The 16,160-nt window shown below is 35.0% G+C and carries 17 protein-coding genes and 1 other annotated feature; of the genes, 3 read left to right on the top strand and 14 right to left on the bottom strand.

Features of this window, described 5'->3' with window-relative positions; all coding sequences use genetic code 11:
* The 7 genes from spxA to HU235_RS15580 all read right to left on the bottom strand — a co-directional run.
* Window positions 1–343: transcriptional regulator SpxA (gene spxA / locus HU235_RS15550; protein WP_174880789.1), on the bottom strand; the 343-nt coding region annotated here is incomplete at its 3' end.
* Between the two features lie 262 nt (window positions 344–605).
* Window positions 606–1,184 (bottom strand): GNAT family N-acetyltransferase, encoded by a 579-nt coding sequence (locus HU235_RS15555; RefSeq protein WP_095300787.1) that lies wholly within the window; start codon window positions 1,182–1,184, stop codon window positions 606–608.
* Between the two features lie 223 nt (window positions 1,185–1,407).
* Window positions 1,408–2,346, bottom strand: a complete 939-nt coding sequence (locus tag HU235_RS15560; RefSeq protein WP_095300788.1) for an ABC transporter ATP-binding protein — start codon at window positions 2,344–2,346, stop codon at window positions 1,408–1,410.
* A gap of 2 nt (window positions 2,347–2,348) precedes the next feature.
* Entirely contained in the window at window positions 2,349–3,389 is a 1,041-nt protein-coding gene (locus HU235_RS15565; RefSeq protein WP_095300789.1) for an ABC transporter ATP-binding protein, read from the bottom strand.
* Window positions 3,390–3,408: 19 nt separating this feature from the next.
* Window positions 3,409–4,431, bottom strand: coding sequence for an oligopeptide ABC transporter permease (opp3C, locus tag HU235_RS15570; RefSeq protein WP_095300790.1), 1,023 nt, complete (start codon window positions 4,429–4,431; stop codon window positions 3,409–3,411).
* Window positions 4,431–5,360, bottom strand: a complete 930-nt coding sequence (gene opp3b, locus HU235_RS15575) for an oligopeptide ABC transporter permease (RefSeq protein ID WP_095300791.1) — start codon at window positions 5,358–5,360, stop codon at window positions 4,431–4,433. The genes opp3C and opp3b overlap by 1 nt, the downstream gene beginning before the upstream one ends.
* Window positions 5,361–5,505: 145 nt before the next feature.
* Window positions 5,506–7,179 carry a peptide ABC transporter substrate-binding protein gene (locus HU235_RS15580; protein ID WP_095300792.1) on the bottom strand — a complete coding sequence of 558 codons (1,674 nt, stop codon included), beginning with the start codon at window positions 7,177–7,179 and terminating at the stop codon, window positions 5,506–5,508.
* Between the two features lie 398 nt (window positions 7,180–7,577).
* On the opposite strand from HU235_RS15580, the gene HU235_RS15585 reads away from it, so the two are divergent.
* Both HU235_RS15585 and trpS read left to right on the top strand, forming a co-directional pair.
* Window positions 7,578–7,934: a DUF3899 domain-containing protein gene (locus tag HU235_RS15585; RefSeq protein ID WP_174880790.1), complete on the top strand. Its 357-nt coding sequence runs from the start codon at window positions 7,578–7,580 to the stop codon at window positions 7,932–7,934.
* 81 nt (window positions 7,935–8,015) lie between these two features.
* Window positions 8,016–8,227 (top strand) — a binding site (T-box leader).
* Window positions 8,228–8,282: 55 nt separating this feature from the next.
* Window positions 8,283–9,275, top strand: coding sequence for a tryptophan--tRNA ligase (gene trpS / locus HU235_RS15590; protein ID WP_174880791.1), 993 nt, complete (start codon window positions 8,283–8,285; stop codon window positions 9,273–9,275).
* Window positions 9,276–9,441: 166 nt separating this feature from the next.
* Here the strand turns inward: trpS and HU235_RS15595 are convergent, their stop codons facing one another.
* The 4 genes from HU235_RS15595 to HU235_RS15610 form a co-directional block, all read right to left on the bottom strand.
* Window positions 9,442–10,197: a YjbA family protein gene (locus HU235_RS15595; RefSeq protein ID WP_095300795.1), complete on the bottom strand. Its 756-nt coding sequence runs from the start codon at window positions 10,195–10,197 to the stop codon at window positions 9,442–9,444.
* A 106-nt stretch (window positions 10,198–10,303) separates the two neighbouring features.
* On the bottom strand, window positions 10,304–11,077 hold the full coding sequence (locus tag HU235_RS15600; RefSeq protein ID WP_174880792.1) for a DUF2268 domain-containing putative Zn-dependent protease: 774 nt from the start codon (window positions 11,075–11,077) through the stop codon (window positions 10,304–10,306).
* Window positions 11,078–11,297: 220 nt separating this feature from the next.
* Window positions 11,298–12,536 carry a beta-ketoacyl-ACP synthase II gene (gene fabF / locus HU235_RS15605; protein ID WP_145581407.1) on the bottom strand — a complete coding sequence of 413 codons (1,239 nt, stop codon included), beginning with the start codon at window positions 12,534–12,536 and terminating at the stop codon, window positions 11,298–11,300.
* A gap of 53 nt (window positions 12,537–12,589) precedes the next feature.
* Window positions 12,590–13,522, bottom strand: a complete 933-nt coding sequence (locus HU235_RS15610) for a beta-ketoacyl-ACP synthase III (RefSeq protein WP_145581408.1) — start codon at window positions 13,520–13,522, stop codon at window positions 12,590–12,592.
* 284 nt (window positions 13,523–13,806) lie between these two features.
* Between HU235_RS15610 and HU235_RS15615 the strand changes: the two genes are divergently transcribed.
* Window positions 13,807–14,100 (top strand): hypothetical protein, encoded by a 294-nt coding sequence (locus HU235_RS15615; RefSeq protein WP_174880793.1) that lies wholly within the window; start codon window positions 13,807–13,809, stop codon window positions 14,098–14,100.
* 22 nt (window positions 14,101–14,122) lie between these two features.
* Here HU235_RS15615 and HU235_RS15620 read toward each other — a convergent pair whose 3' ends face one another.
* From HU235_RS15620 to HU235_RS15630, 3 genes are all read right to left on the bottom strand, one after another.
* Window positions 14,123–14,305 (bottom strand): ComZ family protein, encoded by a 183-nt coding sequence (locus HU235_RS15620; protein WP_174880794.1) that lies wholly within the window; start codon window positions 14,303–14,305, stop codon window positions 14,123–14,125.
* Window positions 14,306–14,368: 63 nt separating this feature from the next.
* Window positions 14,369–15,322: a BMP family ABC transporter substrate-binding protein gene (locus tag HU235_RS15625; RefSeq protein WP_174880795.1), complete on the bottom strand. Its 954-nt coding sequence runs from the start codon at window positions 15,320–15,322 to the stop codon at window positions 14,369–14,371.
* A gap of 72 nt (window positions 15,323–15,394) precedes the next feature.
* Window positions 15,395–16,147 (bottom strand): NAD(P)-dependent oxidoreductase, encoded by a 753-nt coding sequence (locus tag HU235_RS15630; protein WP_174880796.1) that lies wholly within the window; start codon window positions 16,145–16,147, stop codon window positions 15,395–15,397.
* Between the last annotated feature and the right edge of the window lie 13 nt (window positions 16,148–16,160).

Below are 16,160 nucleotides of genomic sequence, written 5' to 3' on the forward strand. Positions count from 1 at the left end.
GAAGGAAACGACGAATTTCATCTTCATTGTAACCAACCTGAAGTCGTTTTTCGTCAATGATTATCGGGCGACGAAGCAATCCAGGATTGTCCTGAATTAATTGGTATAAATCCTGTAAAGGCATTGTTTCAAGATTTATATTTAATTTTTGAAAAGTCTTTGATCTTGTTGAAATAATTTCGTCTGTACCATCCTCTGTCATTCTTAAAATTTCTTTTATTTCTTGAATAGTCAAAGGCTCAGAAAAAATATTTCGTTCAACATAAGATATATTATGTTCTTCTAACCATGCTTTTGCTTTTCTACATGAAGTACAGCTTGGTGATGTATATAATGTGACCATTCATCCTTCACTCCTCTACCTATAGAATGAGTTAAATCGTATATTGCTGTAATTGAAATTACTTTAAATAAGAATTTATGTTTTTATTATACTATAAAAAAGTAAGTATGCATATAGCAATATACGTAAAAACTGTGACAATACGATTACAAACGTTAAAATAACTGTATTTTATCATGTTTATTTTTTTTATTTTTCTATTATACAAGGTCACTTCACAGCATTTCCCTTACCAAAATTTTATTTTCCCATTCTCAATTACTTATATCTTATCGAAAATGTTTGAGTTATTTTCTGGATTGTCATCCAACGTAAGAACCTCTTCGACATCTTCATAAGCTTCTCCGTAGAGTTCCTTGTCCTTATATGTGTGAATGAGATTATATGTTTTCACCATCGCCTCGTACACATTTTCTTCTGATGCTTCATTAGGAGCCCAATAAAGAATTTCCATTTTATTCTTTTCATTTGTAGCTAAGGAGCGTCGTTCATATCCGATAGACTGTGCATGCTTAAAGCCTTCCCTTTTATAAAATCTCAGTCGTTTTTCCGAATCCGTATCCTCGTAATTCACCGGCTCCACTTCAAGAATAATTGGTTTTCCCTTTTTCTTTAGCTTCTCAATCAACTTATGTCCTAGCCCTTCACCACGGGCGTCTTTTGATACAAAAAGATAATCAATAAAAATAAAATTCTCAAGCTCAGCATACATAAGGACATGGTTTTTCCCTTCATCCTTATGATAAATATCAGATCTTTCTTTAAGTAAAATCTCCATATGCTCCTTAGACTTCATTTCTTCAATCGGAAAATACTGATTTAGCTTTTCATACCAATTCATCGTTCTTCTCCTTTAAATTGTTTGGGGACAGTCCCCTTTACCTATTATTCTTTTAGGATAAACAATTTGTGCATTTGTTATGATTGTTGTTACATATTCTTTATGATTTAATTTCTACTTTGACTCGAATACAAAAAAACAAAAAAAAGATTCTAAAAAGTACTGATTCTCCATATCTTTATCGTTGTGGAGATGTACTTTCTAGAATCATTTTTCATTTATATTATGAATATTGTTTCTGATATTGCTCAAATTCACTTTGTGAGCACATGACAAAATGACCTTTTTTCACTTCACGGAATGAAACTTCTTCATCCTTTTTATAATTATGTTTGCTCGGATCGTAAACCTTTCTGACACGTGTACGCTCATAATCAGGATCTGGTAAAGGAATAGCTGATAATAGTGATTGTGTATACGGATGAATTGGGTTATTGTATAATTCATCGGCATCTGCAAGTTCTACAAGCTTACCAAAGTACATAACACCGATTCGGTCACTAATATATTTAACCATTGAAAGGTCATGTGCAATAAATAAATACGTTAAGCCTTTTTCTTTTTGGAGCTTTTTCATTAAGTTTACAACTTGTGCTTGAATCGAAACGTCTAGTGCAGAAATTGGTTCATCCGCAATGATAAATTCAGGCTGAACTGCAAGCGCACGAGCAATTCCAATCCGTTGACGTTGTCCACCACTAAATTCATGTGGATAACGGTTTGCATGCTCTCTATTTAACCCAACAGTTTCAAGAAGCTCATAGACACGATTCATTCGTTCTTCTTTTGATTTCGCTAGTCCATGAATATCAATGCCTTCAGCAATAATATCCGATACCTTCATTCTAGGATTCAATGAAGCCTGAGGATCCTGGAAAATCATTTGCATTTTACGATTAAATTGCTTTAATTGCGCATTTGTCTTTTTACCGTGGACGTTTTCACCATTAAAGAGAACTTCACCATCTGTAGCATTATACAGTCTGATAATTGTACGTCCTGTTGTCGATTTGCCACAACCAGATTCACCAACTAAACCTAATGTTTCACCCTTATAAATATCAAATGAAATATTGTCAACTGCACGAACTTCATTTGGTTTTCCTACATTAAAGTATTGCTTTAAATTTTTTACTTCAACTAATTTTTCTCTCTCTGCCATAATTAGTTCCCTCCTTTTTCAGGGAATTTACGTTGACGTCTCTTTACTGCCTCAGGTGGTTCTACCTTTGGTGCATCGGGATGCAATAACCAAGTTGCCGCATAATGTGTCTCAGACACTTTAAACATTGGTGGTTGCTCCTCAAGGTCAATTTGCATTGCATACTGATTTCTAGGTGCAAATGCGTCACCTTTTGGTGGATTAAGTAAGTTTGGTGGCGTACCAGGAATCGCATATAATTCTTCTTCCTCTGTATCTAAACTTGGCATTGAACTAATTAATCCCCAAGTATACGGATGTTGTGGATTGTAAAACACCTCATCAACAGTACCAATTTCTACGATTTTTCCACCGTACATAACTGCTACACGATCTGCAACATTAGCAACAACACCGAGATCATGAGTAATAAAAATAATTGATGTTTCAATTTTTTTCTGCAATTCTTTCATCAATTCTAAAATTTGCGCTTGAATCGTAACATCCAATGCAGTTGTTGGCTCGTCAGCAATTAGCACCTTCGGATTACAAGCAAGAGCAATAGCAATAACAACCCTTTGTCTCATTCCACCTGAGAATTGGTGTGGATATTGGTTAAAGCGAATTTCAGGGTTTGGAATACCTACTAACTTCAAAATATCAATAGCACGTTCTTTAGCAGCAGACTTACTTAAATTTTGGTGCTTAATAATTGGTTCAATAATTTGCTTACCAATTTTCATTGTTGGATTTAAAGAAGTCATTGGATCTTGGAAAATCATTGAAATGTCTTTCCCACGAATTTTTTGCATCTGTTTATCAGATAGCTTTGCTATATCTTTTCCTTCAAAAAGAATCTCACCTTTTTTAATTTCCGAGTTCGATGGTGGCAATAAATGCATAATCGCTTTAGATGTAACAGATTTCCCTGATCCTGATTCCCCAACTATAGCAAGTGTTTCACCTTTATATAAATCAAAATTTACTCCACGGATAGCTTGAACTTCACCTGCAAACGTATGAAAGGAGATGTTCAAGTCTTTCACTTCAAGAATTTTTTCCATTATTTTTCACCTACCTCTTCTAGTCACGCATTTTCGGATCAAGTGCATCACGCAATCCATCTGCAATCATATTAAAACAAATCATAATCAAACTAATGATAATTCCAGGAATAATCATTTGATATGGGTAGAGCTGTAAAACTTTAAAGCCATCATCAATTAATGTACCTAAGGAAGCATGTGGTGCTTGAAGCCCTAAACCGATGAAGCTTAAGAATGCTTCGAAAAAGATTGCATTCGGAATCGTAAACATCGTATTAATAATAATTACCCCTGCAAGGTTTGGAATTAAATGCTTTCCGATAATTCCTGTATTAGAAAGTCCTAATGTTCGTGCTGCTAATATATATTCCTGTTGCTTAAGCTTCAATACTTGTGCACGTACAACCCTGGCCATTCCGACCCATCCTGTAATCGTTAACGCAAGCGTAATGGACCAAATCCCCGGATCAAGAACTAATATCATTAAAATAACGATAACTAAGTTTGGAATACCTACTAATATTTCTGTTATCCGTTGCATAATATTATCTGTTCTTCCACCGACAAATCCTGAAATTGCTCCGTATAATACACCAATGACCATATCAATTAATGCAGCTAATAGGGCAATATATAAGGAAACTTGTGTTCCTTTCCAAACACGTGTAAATATATCACGACCTAAGCTGTCAGTACCAAACCAATAGTACTCATCAACATTCTTTCGTTCATAGGCGTCGTATACTTCTCCACTTTTATTTTCTAATTCCCCGTCAAAAGGCAACCAGCTAACATTTTCTAACACTGGAATTCTTGGCGGTAAATTATTATGCTTTATATTTTGCTCTTTATAATCATGTCCATTTAAATGTGGACCAACTAACGCCATAATCGTTAGTACAATAAGGACAATCAAACTTACAAGCGCACCTTTATTTTTTCTTACCCTTAACCATGCATCTTGCCAATAATTTAGGCTTGGTTTTGAAATTTTCTCACTTTGACCAGTAGAAATTTCAGCGGGTAGGAATTTTTTCTTATCTATTTTTTCTTGTGTCATTATTTTTTCCCTCCCGCTATGCGAATCCGCGGATCTATAATTCCATATAAAATATCAACGATAAGAATAACAACAACAAATAAAACAGCAAATAAAATCGTTGTTCCCATAATAACAGGATAATCATTTACTTGAATCGATTTAACAAATTGCTCCCCGATACCTGGGATACCAAAAATTCTTTCTACAACTAATGAACCTGTCATTAAGCTAACCGCTAATGGACCTAATACTGTTATAACTGGAATTAATGCGTTTCGAAGCGCATGCTTAAATGCAATATCAAACCAGCTAGCTCCCTTTGCTTTTGCTAATGTAATATAATCCGACTCTAGTACTTCCACCATTTCTGTTCGCACAAAACGTGAAGCTGTTGCTAGCGGGAACATCGCAAGTGCGATTGTCGGCAACACTGTATATTCAGGACCTCGCCAAAAGGCAACCGGAAACCAACCTAGTTTAACAGCTAAGTAGTATTGTAATAATCCCGCAAAAACAAATGAAGGAATTGATTTACCAAGAACAGCAATAAATGTTGAACTATAATCAACCCAAGTATTTTGTCTTAACGCACCGATAACCCCCAAAATAATTCCAAATAGTGTTCCAAATAAAATGGCTTGGAATCCTAAAATCGCAGAAGGACCAATACTATTTTTGATAATTTCCGTAACACCTGTATTATCAAATTGGAAAGAAACGCCTAAATCACCTTTCAGTAAATTCAACATATAATTCATATATTGAACTGGAATAGGTTCTCCCAGCCCGTATTTATCGATCATGATCGATAGCTGTGCTTCCGTAAGTTTACTTGCATTCGAAAATGGAGTACCCGGGATAATTTTCATGAGGAAAAAGGTCAATGTGGCGATTAAAAATAGAGTTATGATCATGTAAATTATTCGTTGAGCTAAATATTTCACCATAAGGAGCACCTCCTATTATTTTTTGAATTTTCAACAATATTCGACATTTTTCCAACAAGGGAAAAGAGAGTATATTGACAGTCAATATACTCTCTCTTTCTAAATAATTGTCAATTAGAATCTAAATGACTTAAAAGCTAAAAAATTATTTTACAGAAGTCCATTTGTAGCTATATTCAGGACCAACTAAGTGATATGTGAAGTTTTCAACTTTTTCACTCACTAAGATGTTAGAAGAACGTTGATAAATTGGTGCAATCGCAGCATCTTCTTCTAATAATACTTTTTCAGCCTCAGCTAAAGCTTGATAACGTTCAGCAGGTTTTTGAGCTAAAGTTGTTTGAGCATCTTTTACAAGTTTGTCATATTTAGGATTTGAATAGCTCATCTTGTTATTTCCTCCACCTGTTAACCACAAGTCAGAGAATGTCATTGGGTCTAAATAGTCAGGACCCCAACCAGCCATTTGAAGGTCATAGTCTTGTGTGTTTTCACGGTCTAAACGGACGCTGAATGGTACACTTTCAACAACAACCGAAATACCTGGTAAGTTTGATTCTAATTGTTCTTTAATGTATTCAGCAGTTTTCTTAGCTGATTCAGTATCATCTGTTAAGTATCTAACTTCAACTTTGTCAGTTCCAATAGCTGCTAAACCTTTTTCCCAAGATTCTTTTGCAGCATCTACATTATAAGGTAATAATTCATTCCCATTAATTTCACGGAAATCTTTACCTGATTCATCATGAACGAATTCTTGTGGAACTGCATAGTTCGCAACGATTGATCCGTTGTTTAATACACCATTTACAAAGTCTTCTTTATTGATCGCTTGTGCAATCGCCTTACGAATATCAGGGTTTTGTAACGCTTTATTTTCTTTTTGGTTCATTTTTAACCAGAAAATTGTTGGCTCTAACCAGTTAACTAATCTTTCGTCACCTTCATATTGTGGAACTATATCAGATGAAAGCTTCGGTGTAATATCAGCTTCCCCTGTATCAAATAGGTTTGCAGCAGTGCTTGGCTCTTGGATAACATTCCATTGAACCTCTTCTAACTTAACTGTATCTGCATCCCAATAGTTTTCATTCTTTTTATATTTCCATGATGCTTCTGTGCTTCCGCCCCATTCTAATGTGAATGGACCGTTATATACTAGGTTTTCACCTGTCTTAGCATAGTTTTCGCCTTGTTCTTCAACAAACTTTTGGTTTTGTGGATAGAACGTTGGGAATGCCATTAAAGATTTAAAGTATGGAATTGGTCTTTCTAATGTAACTTCTAAAGTCTTATCATCAATTGCTTTAACACCTAAAGTGTCAAGATTGTACTCTTTTTTCGCTGCAGCTGCTGCAGAAATTTCTGCTGCACCTTTAATTTTTCCATCCATCATATATGGACCATACGGAGACGCATTTGCTGGGTCAATTGCACGCTTCCAAGCAAATACGAAATCGTGTGCAGTAACAGGGTCACCGTTTGACCATTTTGCATCTCTTAATTTAAAAGTGTAAACTGTTCCATCTTCGCTAATTTCAGGATCACCATCAGCCATTCCTGGAACAACCTCTTGATTTTGGTCAAGACGATATAAACCTTCGTTTACATTGTTTAATGTTGAGAAACTTACAGTATCTTGAGCCATTACACTATCCATTGAAGGAATCTTCGCTGACTCCAAAGCTTTAATTTCTTGTTTTGCTTCTTTGTCAGTAGTGCCTGTCTCTTTTTCATCACTACCGCCACCACATGCAGCTAAGAACGAACTTAGCACAAGTGTTAATGCTAAAAGTAGAAAAAATTTCGACTTTTTCATAAATTTGACCTCCCTTTATTCTTTAAGTTTTTAGTATAGAGATTATTATACAAGTATTCAAACAATTGTGCATTTATTTTTTCAATAAACCTTATGCACATTCAATAATAATAAGTAATTCAACCGAAAAAATAGTAAAAAAGACCTATGTGAAATTTTCAGAAAATCTTCTATTATTTAACACTAAACTGGATAAACGCTTTAAAACGTTGAATCGTAAATGGTTACATTATCTTACAAGATCAGCCATTCATAACTTAGTTTCATCAATTAATTAATCGTGAATATTGTGAAGATTCTAACAATAAATACTACTAGGATAGTAATTTACGCCTAGTTTAAGCTTTCTTCTTCATCTGATATAATATTTATACAATCTCTTAAAGGAATGATATAAATTGATACGAAAGTTGTTTACACTATTTATTATGTCTTTAATCGCTGCAATTTTACTTCCCCTTATAATTTACCATAAATTAACTTTATTCCTTTTTATCAATACTTCTTTTATTATTTGTGCATTTTTTCTTTTTGTTTCACTGTTATTAATTACAGTGAAAAGTGGTTTTTTTGATGCTTTTACATATGGTTTTAGAAGAATGTTTGTTTCAAAAGGGAAGGAGCTTTCCAAAAAGGAAGTTGATGAAATCCCTCCTGTTTCTAAACTAATTCAATTTGATCACTCACTCTTCCTATTTAATGGAATTGTGATGGCTGTCATCATGCTTATTTCGCTTTTTATCTATTATAATTAAGGATGTATTGTTGAATATCGGAAATAACACAATAAAAACAATTTGCAAAATGCAGCAACGTTTTTTATAATTAGAAAAAAATAGTGAGCGATGACAAAGAGTAGTACATATTACTTTCATTTTCAGAGAGCCTGTGGAAGCTGTGAACAGGTATTGGAGAATATGGAATGGACTTTCGAGCATCTGTATTGAAATCATAGTATGTACAGACGTTTATCTTGCGTTAAAGATTTGAGTGATTTTCTTTTTTTATAGAAATAAGTAGGGTGGCACCGCGGTCCATCGTCCCTAACAGTGGGTACGAGTGGGCCTTTTTATATGGACAAATTTAATTTGGAGGTAAATAGAATGAAGAAAACGATTTTTTCTGGAATACAACCAAGCGGTTCAGTAACATTAGGTAATTATATTGGAGCATTAAAGCAATTTGTAGAGCTTCAAGATGATTATAATTGTTATTTTTGTGTCGTTGACCAGCATGCGATTACAGTTCAGCAAGACCGATTAGCATTACGTAAAAATATTCGAAGTCTAGCTGCATTATATTTAGCAGTAGGAATTGATCCTGAAAAGGCGACATTATTTATTCAATCTGAAGTACCAGCACATGCCCAAGCTGGATGGATGCTACAATGTCTTTCCTATATAGGTGAGCTTGAAAGAATGACACAATTTAAAGATAAGTCAAAAGGTAAGGAGGCAGTTTCAGCTGGACTTCTTACATATCCACCATTGATGGCAGCAGATATTCTTCTCTATCAAACTGATCTTGTACCTGTAGGAGAAGATCAAAAACAGCATTTGGAAATAACGAGAGATTTAGCAGAACGCTTTAACAAAAAGTATAATGACATCTTTACTATACCTGAAGTAAGAATGCCAAAAGTAGGCGCACGAATTATGTCTTTAGTGGAACCGACAAAGAAAATGAGCAAATCTGATCCAAATCAAAAAGCATTTATTACGCTGCTGGACGAACCGAAACAAATCGAGAAAAAGGTTAAAAGTGCGGTTACCGATTCTGAGGGAATCGTCAAGTATGATAAAGAAAATAAACCAGGAATATCAAACCTACTATCTATCTATTCAAATCTTGCTAATCTATCCATTGAAGAAATTGAGGCGAAATACGAAGGTAAAGGCTATGGTGAATTCAAAGGTGATGTCGCAGAAGTTATCATTCAAACATTAGCCCCTATCCAAGAGAAATACAATGAACTTATGGAATCAAGTATATTGGATGAAATCTTAGATAAGGGAGCCGAAAAGGCTAATGTCGTAGCGAGTAAAATGGTTAAAAAAATGGAGAATGCAATGGGTCTAGGAAGAAAACGAAAGTAAGAAAGAGGAAACTCATGCTATACTTCCGACAAATCGGCTCAAATATTTAAATTATTTTGCTACATTGACTTTCATTTGGTTTTACATTTCAGGAAAACAAAGTTCTATAAAAAACGATGTGTACCGTTAAAAAGTACACATCGTTTTCCATTTATGTAACGACTGATTAATTTACTTTTGATTCGTGCTCCATATCCCATAGCTTTTCAAAAAAGGGTTGTCCTTTTATTAGACGTTCACATAAATGTACATGCTTATTAGACCATCCCTCTAATGTTTCTTCATAGAGCTTCTGCCAGACTTCATCAAATTCACTTTCCTGAATCTCATGATACTTTGTAGGATTCCATTCTGTATACCAATATTTTACTTCTGCTGCATTTTTTGTACTTTGCAATTGATCAAGAGCCATAAATAATAGCTGTTTTAATTGTCTTTCTTTTCTAGTTAAGCCGCGAACGTGTTCAGGAGCTAATGAAAGGATATGATATTCCTTTTCTGCCAATCCCTCTTTCATAGCTTCTGCTGAATAGGATTCTTCTTCAACATCCTTTATCATTTCAAATACTAACTGTTCTTGCCTAGGAATAATCCTACTTTTTCGAATTGGAATCGTATATCCAATTGTATCAACTGCTAATATACCGATCCCATCTGTTATAACAAAGCAGTAATCTAGTTGAATACGTTCATGATTTTTTCTAATATACGCTTTTTGAAAAACATCCTTTAAAAGACCAGGTGGTAATTCCGCCAGATTATTTTCAATGTAGTCAAATAGAAGGGAATTAACCTTTAATAGGGGAACCTGATCGAGAAGCTCAACACTGTCATCCTTTCTCCACTCATGAAAATGACAGACGTTGTATCCGTTCTCTTCACCTTCAAACCAATTTACCCAAACATCATGAAGAAATAACATTTTTTTACCCCTCACTTCAATACCATTTGTCAAACAGTATAGGCAAAAAACAGAGAAATTATTCCATCAAATGCAGATAATGCATAGTCAGTTTTGCTCTTCATTTTCATTTTTCTTCTACTAATACAGAGGCTGGTAAGGAGAATATTTCTTTTATGCTTTTTCCGGTAACATCCATATACTTTTTAACTAAATAGAATCCTACACTATAGCCAACCATATTCGGATAAAAACCAGTTCCATAAAGCAATTGCGTATATTTCGGATTTTCCCTAGATACATTCTGATTTGGCTTGATGATGTTTTTATAGAAGGTGGAGCATTGAGCTTCATTGTACCGTTTAGACCAGGAGGATGTCGCTTCCTCTCCAAGCTCTTCACGTACAGCATTTTCAGCCATGCCTTCTAAAATAATCGTATCTAATAATGTAAAGTCTTTTTCGTTTTTATCAATTGCAGCTAACCTACATACATGATGATATTCATGAATTAACAACGGTTTTATGTCCTTTTTGCTTATATTTGAAGAGAGAAATAAGAACAATTTATTATTAAAGGCGACACCTGCACGACCATTGTATTCAGAAGCAATTTTACGATTATGTTCATCACACGGAAAAATAAAAATTGGAATATTAGGTCCATTCCATTTATCCTTTAGCATTTTTTCTTCTTGTTTCAGAAATGATAAGATATTATTTTTCTCAGTGTGATTTATCCATTTTTTTAAGTTATCTCCATGTTTGTACATCCCATATGCTTGAAGCTGTTTTTTGATTTCCCGCTCATTTAATCCGTGAAAATATGGTTTTAATAAAGAATAAACCTCTTTAAGATCAGAAATCTCCTTTAGCCATTTAACAGTATTCATAATCGTCATGATCCATCCCCCCTCTCTCACTATATGTTGAATAATTAAAGAGGGATACATATGGCCAAGGCTGAGTTAAGAAACGCTACTTCCCGTTAACGATTTTAATCCGTTGTTAATTTGAAGGAGACTCCTGGATAAGCATATTCCTACAACAAAACACCCCAAACATGTTTAAAGCGTCTAATAATAAAAAGAACCTGAGTAAAACTACTCAGGTCTGAAGCATTTATTCATATTTTTTGAATATAATCGTAGCGTTATGACCGCCAAAGCCTAATGAATTACTTAAAACAGCCTTTACTTCCTGTTTTCTAGCTTCATTTGGTACATAATCTAAATCACAATCAGGATCTGGAGTTGTGTAATTAATTGTTGGTGGAATAATACCATTTTTTATTGTAAGAATACTAAAAATCGCTTCAACTCCACCTGCCGCACCAAGTAAATGGCCTGTCATTGATTTTGTTGAGCTAATTGCAAGCTTATATGCATGGTCACCAAACACTTCTTTAATTGCAAGTGTTTCAAATTTATCGTTGTATTGTGTACTTGTACCATGCGCATTAATATAATCAATATCTGTTGCATCCAAGCCGCTACCTTCAATTGCTGAACGCATCGCGCGAGCACCACCTTCACCATTTGGCGCAGGTGCAGTTATATGATAAGCATCACCAGTTGCACCATAGCCGACAATTTCAGCATAGATGTTAGCGCCACGTGCTAATGCATGCTCTAATTCCTCGAGAACAATGATTCCTGCCCCTTCACCCATAACAAATCCATCACGGTCTTTATCAAAAGGTCTGCTAGCTGTATTTGGATCAGTATTTGTTGATAATGCTTTATTTGCAGTAAATCCAGCAAATGACATTTCGGTAAGTGGGGCCTCTGCACCACCTGTAACCATTACATCTGCTTCTCCACGTTCGATAACTCGAAATGCATCACCGATTGAATTCGTTCCAGTTGCACAAGCTGTTACTGTACAGGAATTAAAACCTTTTGCCCCTAAGGCAATTGATACCTGTCCAGTTGCCATATCAGGAATAAGCATTGGAACAAAGAACGGACTAACACGACGTGGTCCCTTTTCTAATAAAATTTTGTATTGTTCCTCAAAGGTTTCCATTCCACCAATACCAGAGCCAATCCAAACACCTACACGCGGTGCGATTTCATCTGTAATTTCCAAATTTGCATCCTTAACAGCCATCATTGAGGCTGCAACAGCATACTGTGTGAATCGATCCATTTTTCTCGCAGCTTTTTTATCCATAAATTGTTCAATATCAAAGTCCTTTAATTCTGCTGCAACCTTTGCTTGATAATTTTCAGCATTTACACGTGTAATTGGTCCAATCCCGGAAACACCTTTTATCGCATTTTCCCAACTTGTTTGAACATCATTACCGATTGGAGTTACAGCACCTAATCCCGTTACGACTACTCGCTTCTTTTCCATTGATAGCACCTCACTTAAGTTTTTTAATCTATATTAAATATCTATTGTTTACTTTAACGACCCCATCGAAGTGCAATTGCACCCCATGTTAATCCGCCACCAAATCCTACCATTACGATTACGTCACCATCTTTTACTTTACCAGCTTCAATTTCCTCTACTAACGAAATTGGTATCGATGCTGCAGATGTGTTTCCGTATTTATGAACAGTCTTAGACATTTTTTCGACCGGTAGATTTAGACGCTCTCTAGAAGCCTCCATTATTCGGATATTTGCTTGATGTGGAATAAGTAAGTCAACATCCTCCGTACTTAATCCTGCCTTTTTTATAACATTTTCGCTTGATTCACCCATTTGTCGAACAGCAAATTTAAAAACTTCTCTTCCATTCATGATGATGTATTCATCTTGATATAAATGCTTTCCACCTGTTCCATCTGCACCAAGTTCGAACGACAAAATGCCTTTTCCTTCACTTACAGGTCCCATAATAGCGGCTCCGGCACCGTCACCAAATAGAACTGCAGTATTCCGATCATTCCAATCAGTTATTGCTGATAGCTTCTCCGCTCCTACGATTAATACATATTTATAAGCTCCGGACTCAATAAACTGCTTTGCCGTTATCATTCCATACATAAAGCCTGCACAAGCTGCACTTATATCCATCGCCGCTGCCTTTTTAGCACCTAATCTTTCCTGTAGCATACAAGCAACTGTTGGGAAAGGTTGGTCAGGTGTAACAGTAGAAACAAGAATCAAATCAATATCCTCTGCAGATATTCCAGCATTTTTTATCGCTTCTTCAGCTGCATAAAATGCCATATCGGAGGTTTTCGTTGAATCATCCGCTATTCTTCTTTCCTCAATTCCAGTTCTTGTACGTATCCATTCATCGGACGTATCCATTATTTTTTCTAAATCTGTATTAGTTACAACTTTTTCGGGAACGAATCGTCCCATTCCAATGATGCCTGCGTTCATATGTACAACCCCTTTACAAATAGGTATGATTCATTGACTAGTTTAACCCCAAAAAAAGGAGTCTATTTTATACCAATCATTATGACTTGGTACTAATTTTATCTTATTCAGATATTATTTTCAATCATTATATTTCTATATCAGTATCTTTCTTAGCAAAATACAGGAGTTTTACCCATTCCGAGCATTCATTGTCGTCGAATGTACAACTGACTAGAACATGTATATTTTCTTAACATAAAGTATTAGTATCAATGGAAATGATTTGTAATGGAGTGATATTAATGGAATTTGAAGAGTCAGTGAAGAAAGAAGAGCAAATTGAAGAAAAGGAACAGCATATCGAACAAAAAGAACAGGATCAAAAAGTTGATCGCTTTACAGAGCTAATGTTTGGCAGACGTCCAAATATGGAACGGAAAGAACATGAAATAAAGCCTGAAAACACGGTAGGTGACGACGTAAATTATTTTACTATTATGGAGCAAATTGGCGATATTATGAACTCGATTGACAAGCTTAAGCCTGTCCTAAAAGAGTTTTCCCCAATTATTGATTATATTAAAAAGAAAATATAAAGAGACTGCGCTATGCAGCCTCTTATTTCGCTTCTTGCTTACCTAAATCATAAGCTTCACCCATGACTTTAGTAAAAAGCTCCATCATAGGTTGAATGGTTTCCAGTGAAAGTTCAATTCCTAATTCCTCTAATTTTTGCTTTGCCTCTGGTAAGTACTTCATCGCAATTTGCATAAACTCCATTGCTTTCGGATGTTGGTCCATCTTCTTCACTCCTTGATAAATTAGATTATGTACCTTTATAGGGTATTATAAATTATAGTATATTTATAGCTGATTCGGTAGCTGTCCGCTCTTCTTATACTCTTCTATATCCTTTTCAAGCTTTAATTGGAAATCCTCATCAACTAGAGGACTAAAATTCCCCATTGTAATGACTCCATCCTGAAAATCGTAATAAAGCTCTCCACTTTCTAATTTGCCATCATTAAATTGAGAAGCAACAAGCTCATACAAGGTATCAATATGCTGAACCGTACTAGTTAAAACCGTTGTCTTCCCTAGATCAGATTGATCTGAAACAAATCCAATCGCAAACAATCCTTCTTCCTTAAGCCTTTCAATTACAGATACATTGTAGCCATCACCGGCAACATATATAATATCTGTTCCTGCACTTATCATTTCTTCTAGGAGTGGCATCGCCTTTTCACTATCATTCCAATCTTGTACATATCTTATATCAACATGTACATGGTCATTTTGAAAAGATGCCCCTTCATAAAAGCCATTAATTTCAGGCTGCCACTCAAATGCAGCGAGAACGCCAACCCTTCCTGATTTAGTCATTTCTCCGGCAACCATCCCACCGAAAAATCCCATTGCATGGGAATTAAAATTTAGACTTGTTAAGTTATCACCATCAACATTCCCATTAAAAAGAACAAAATGAATATTTGGGTATTCCTTTGCAATCTTATTAAAAATAGTAATATATTCATTTCCATGCCCAAATATTAGGTTTACATCCTGTGCTTGAAACTCGTCAATTGCATTACGGATAGCTACTTCTTCTGTCATCCCTTCCTTATAAAAAACATCAACTTTGAGTTGTGATTGAATTTTCAATAGACCTTTGTATCCATTCATTCCCCAAACTTGATCATCAATCGTTTCCGGGACAAGCAAGCCGACATTTTGAAGCTTCCCTGATGCAGTAGGTTGTCCACAACTAAAAAGAAAAATACATATAATAAAGACAAAACCAATCTTTTTGTACATGGTCAACCCCCTTTCATATTAATTTGTAATGCTTATATTTTAGCCTTTACCTCTTTCTAAGCACAAGCATAATCAATCTTTCTCCTCTATAAGATGTTTATATTTCTCATTAAAGTCTGTCAATTTCTTTAAGCCTTCCCTTAAGCTAATTGGCTTTTCAATCACCACTATATCAAACTCTTCTTCTTCACAGTTAGGATTGTAATATCGTTCTTTTCCTTTCTGTTTATCACCTTCACAAAGGATATAATAGGTTTTCCCATGATGAATATTTTCTAGTAGCTTATATATCGCTTCAACAGCATCCTTGATAAAAATAATAAAATTTCTTTCTTCTAACACATATTTTGAACCGTTTGTTACTATCGGTTGAAACGGTCCATATACACAAGGAAGCTTAAGAATTGTAACTTTATCGAGCTTCGCTAAAAAATATTGCTCACAATGCTTCCTATGCTTTTGTTTTTCAACATTTGAACTATAGGTCGAAATAAAAACAAGTGGCACTTGTAAAGCTTTTGACATTTCCACTGCATATTTAATTTGCTCTCGATCTTGGGCAAGTAATTCTCTATCCTTGCTATCATCACAGCAATAAATAATCAAATCAACAAATTCTAAATTTAAGCTCTCTTCCCTATTTCTCATGTGGAACAGAGCATTCCTGCCAACCATAAATAGACGCTCTTCAAGTAAATTTTTATGAAGGTCATTTTTCACTTCCAGTAATTCCGCTTCCACTTCAATACCTTCATTTACAAACTTTTCACATAATGAAAATCCTAGAAATGTATGTGCACCAAAAACAAGTACATGCTTATCCATGCTCTTCTCTCCT

This window comes from Metabacillus niabensis (genome assembly GCF_902829255.1).
Lineage (GTDB): Bacteria > Bacillota > Bacilli > Bacillales > Bacillaceae > Metabacillus > Metabacillus niabensis.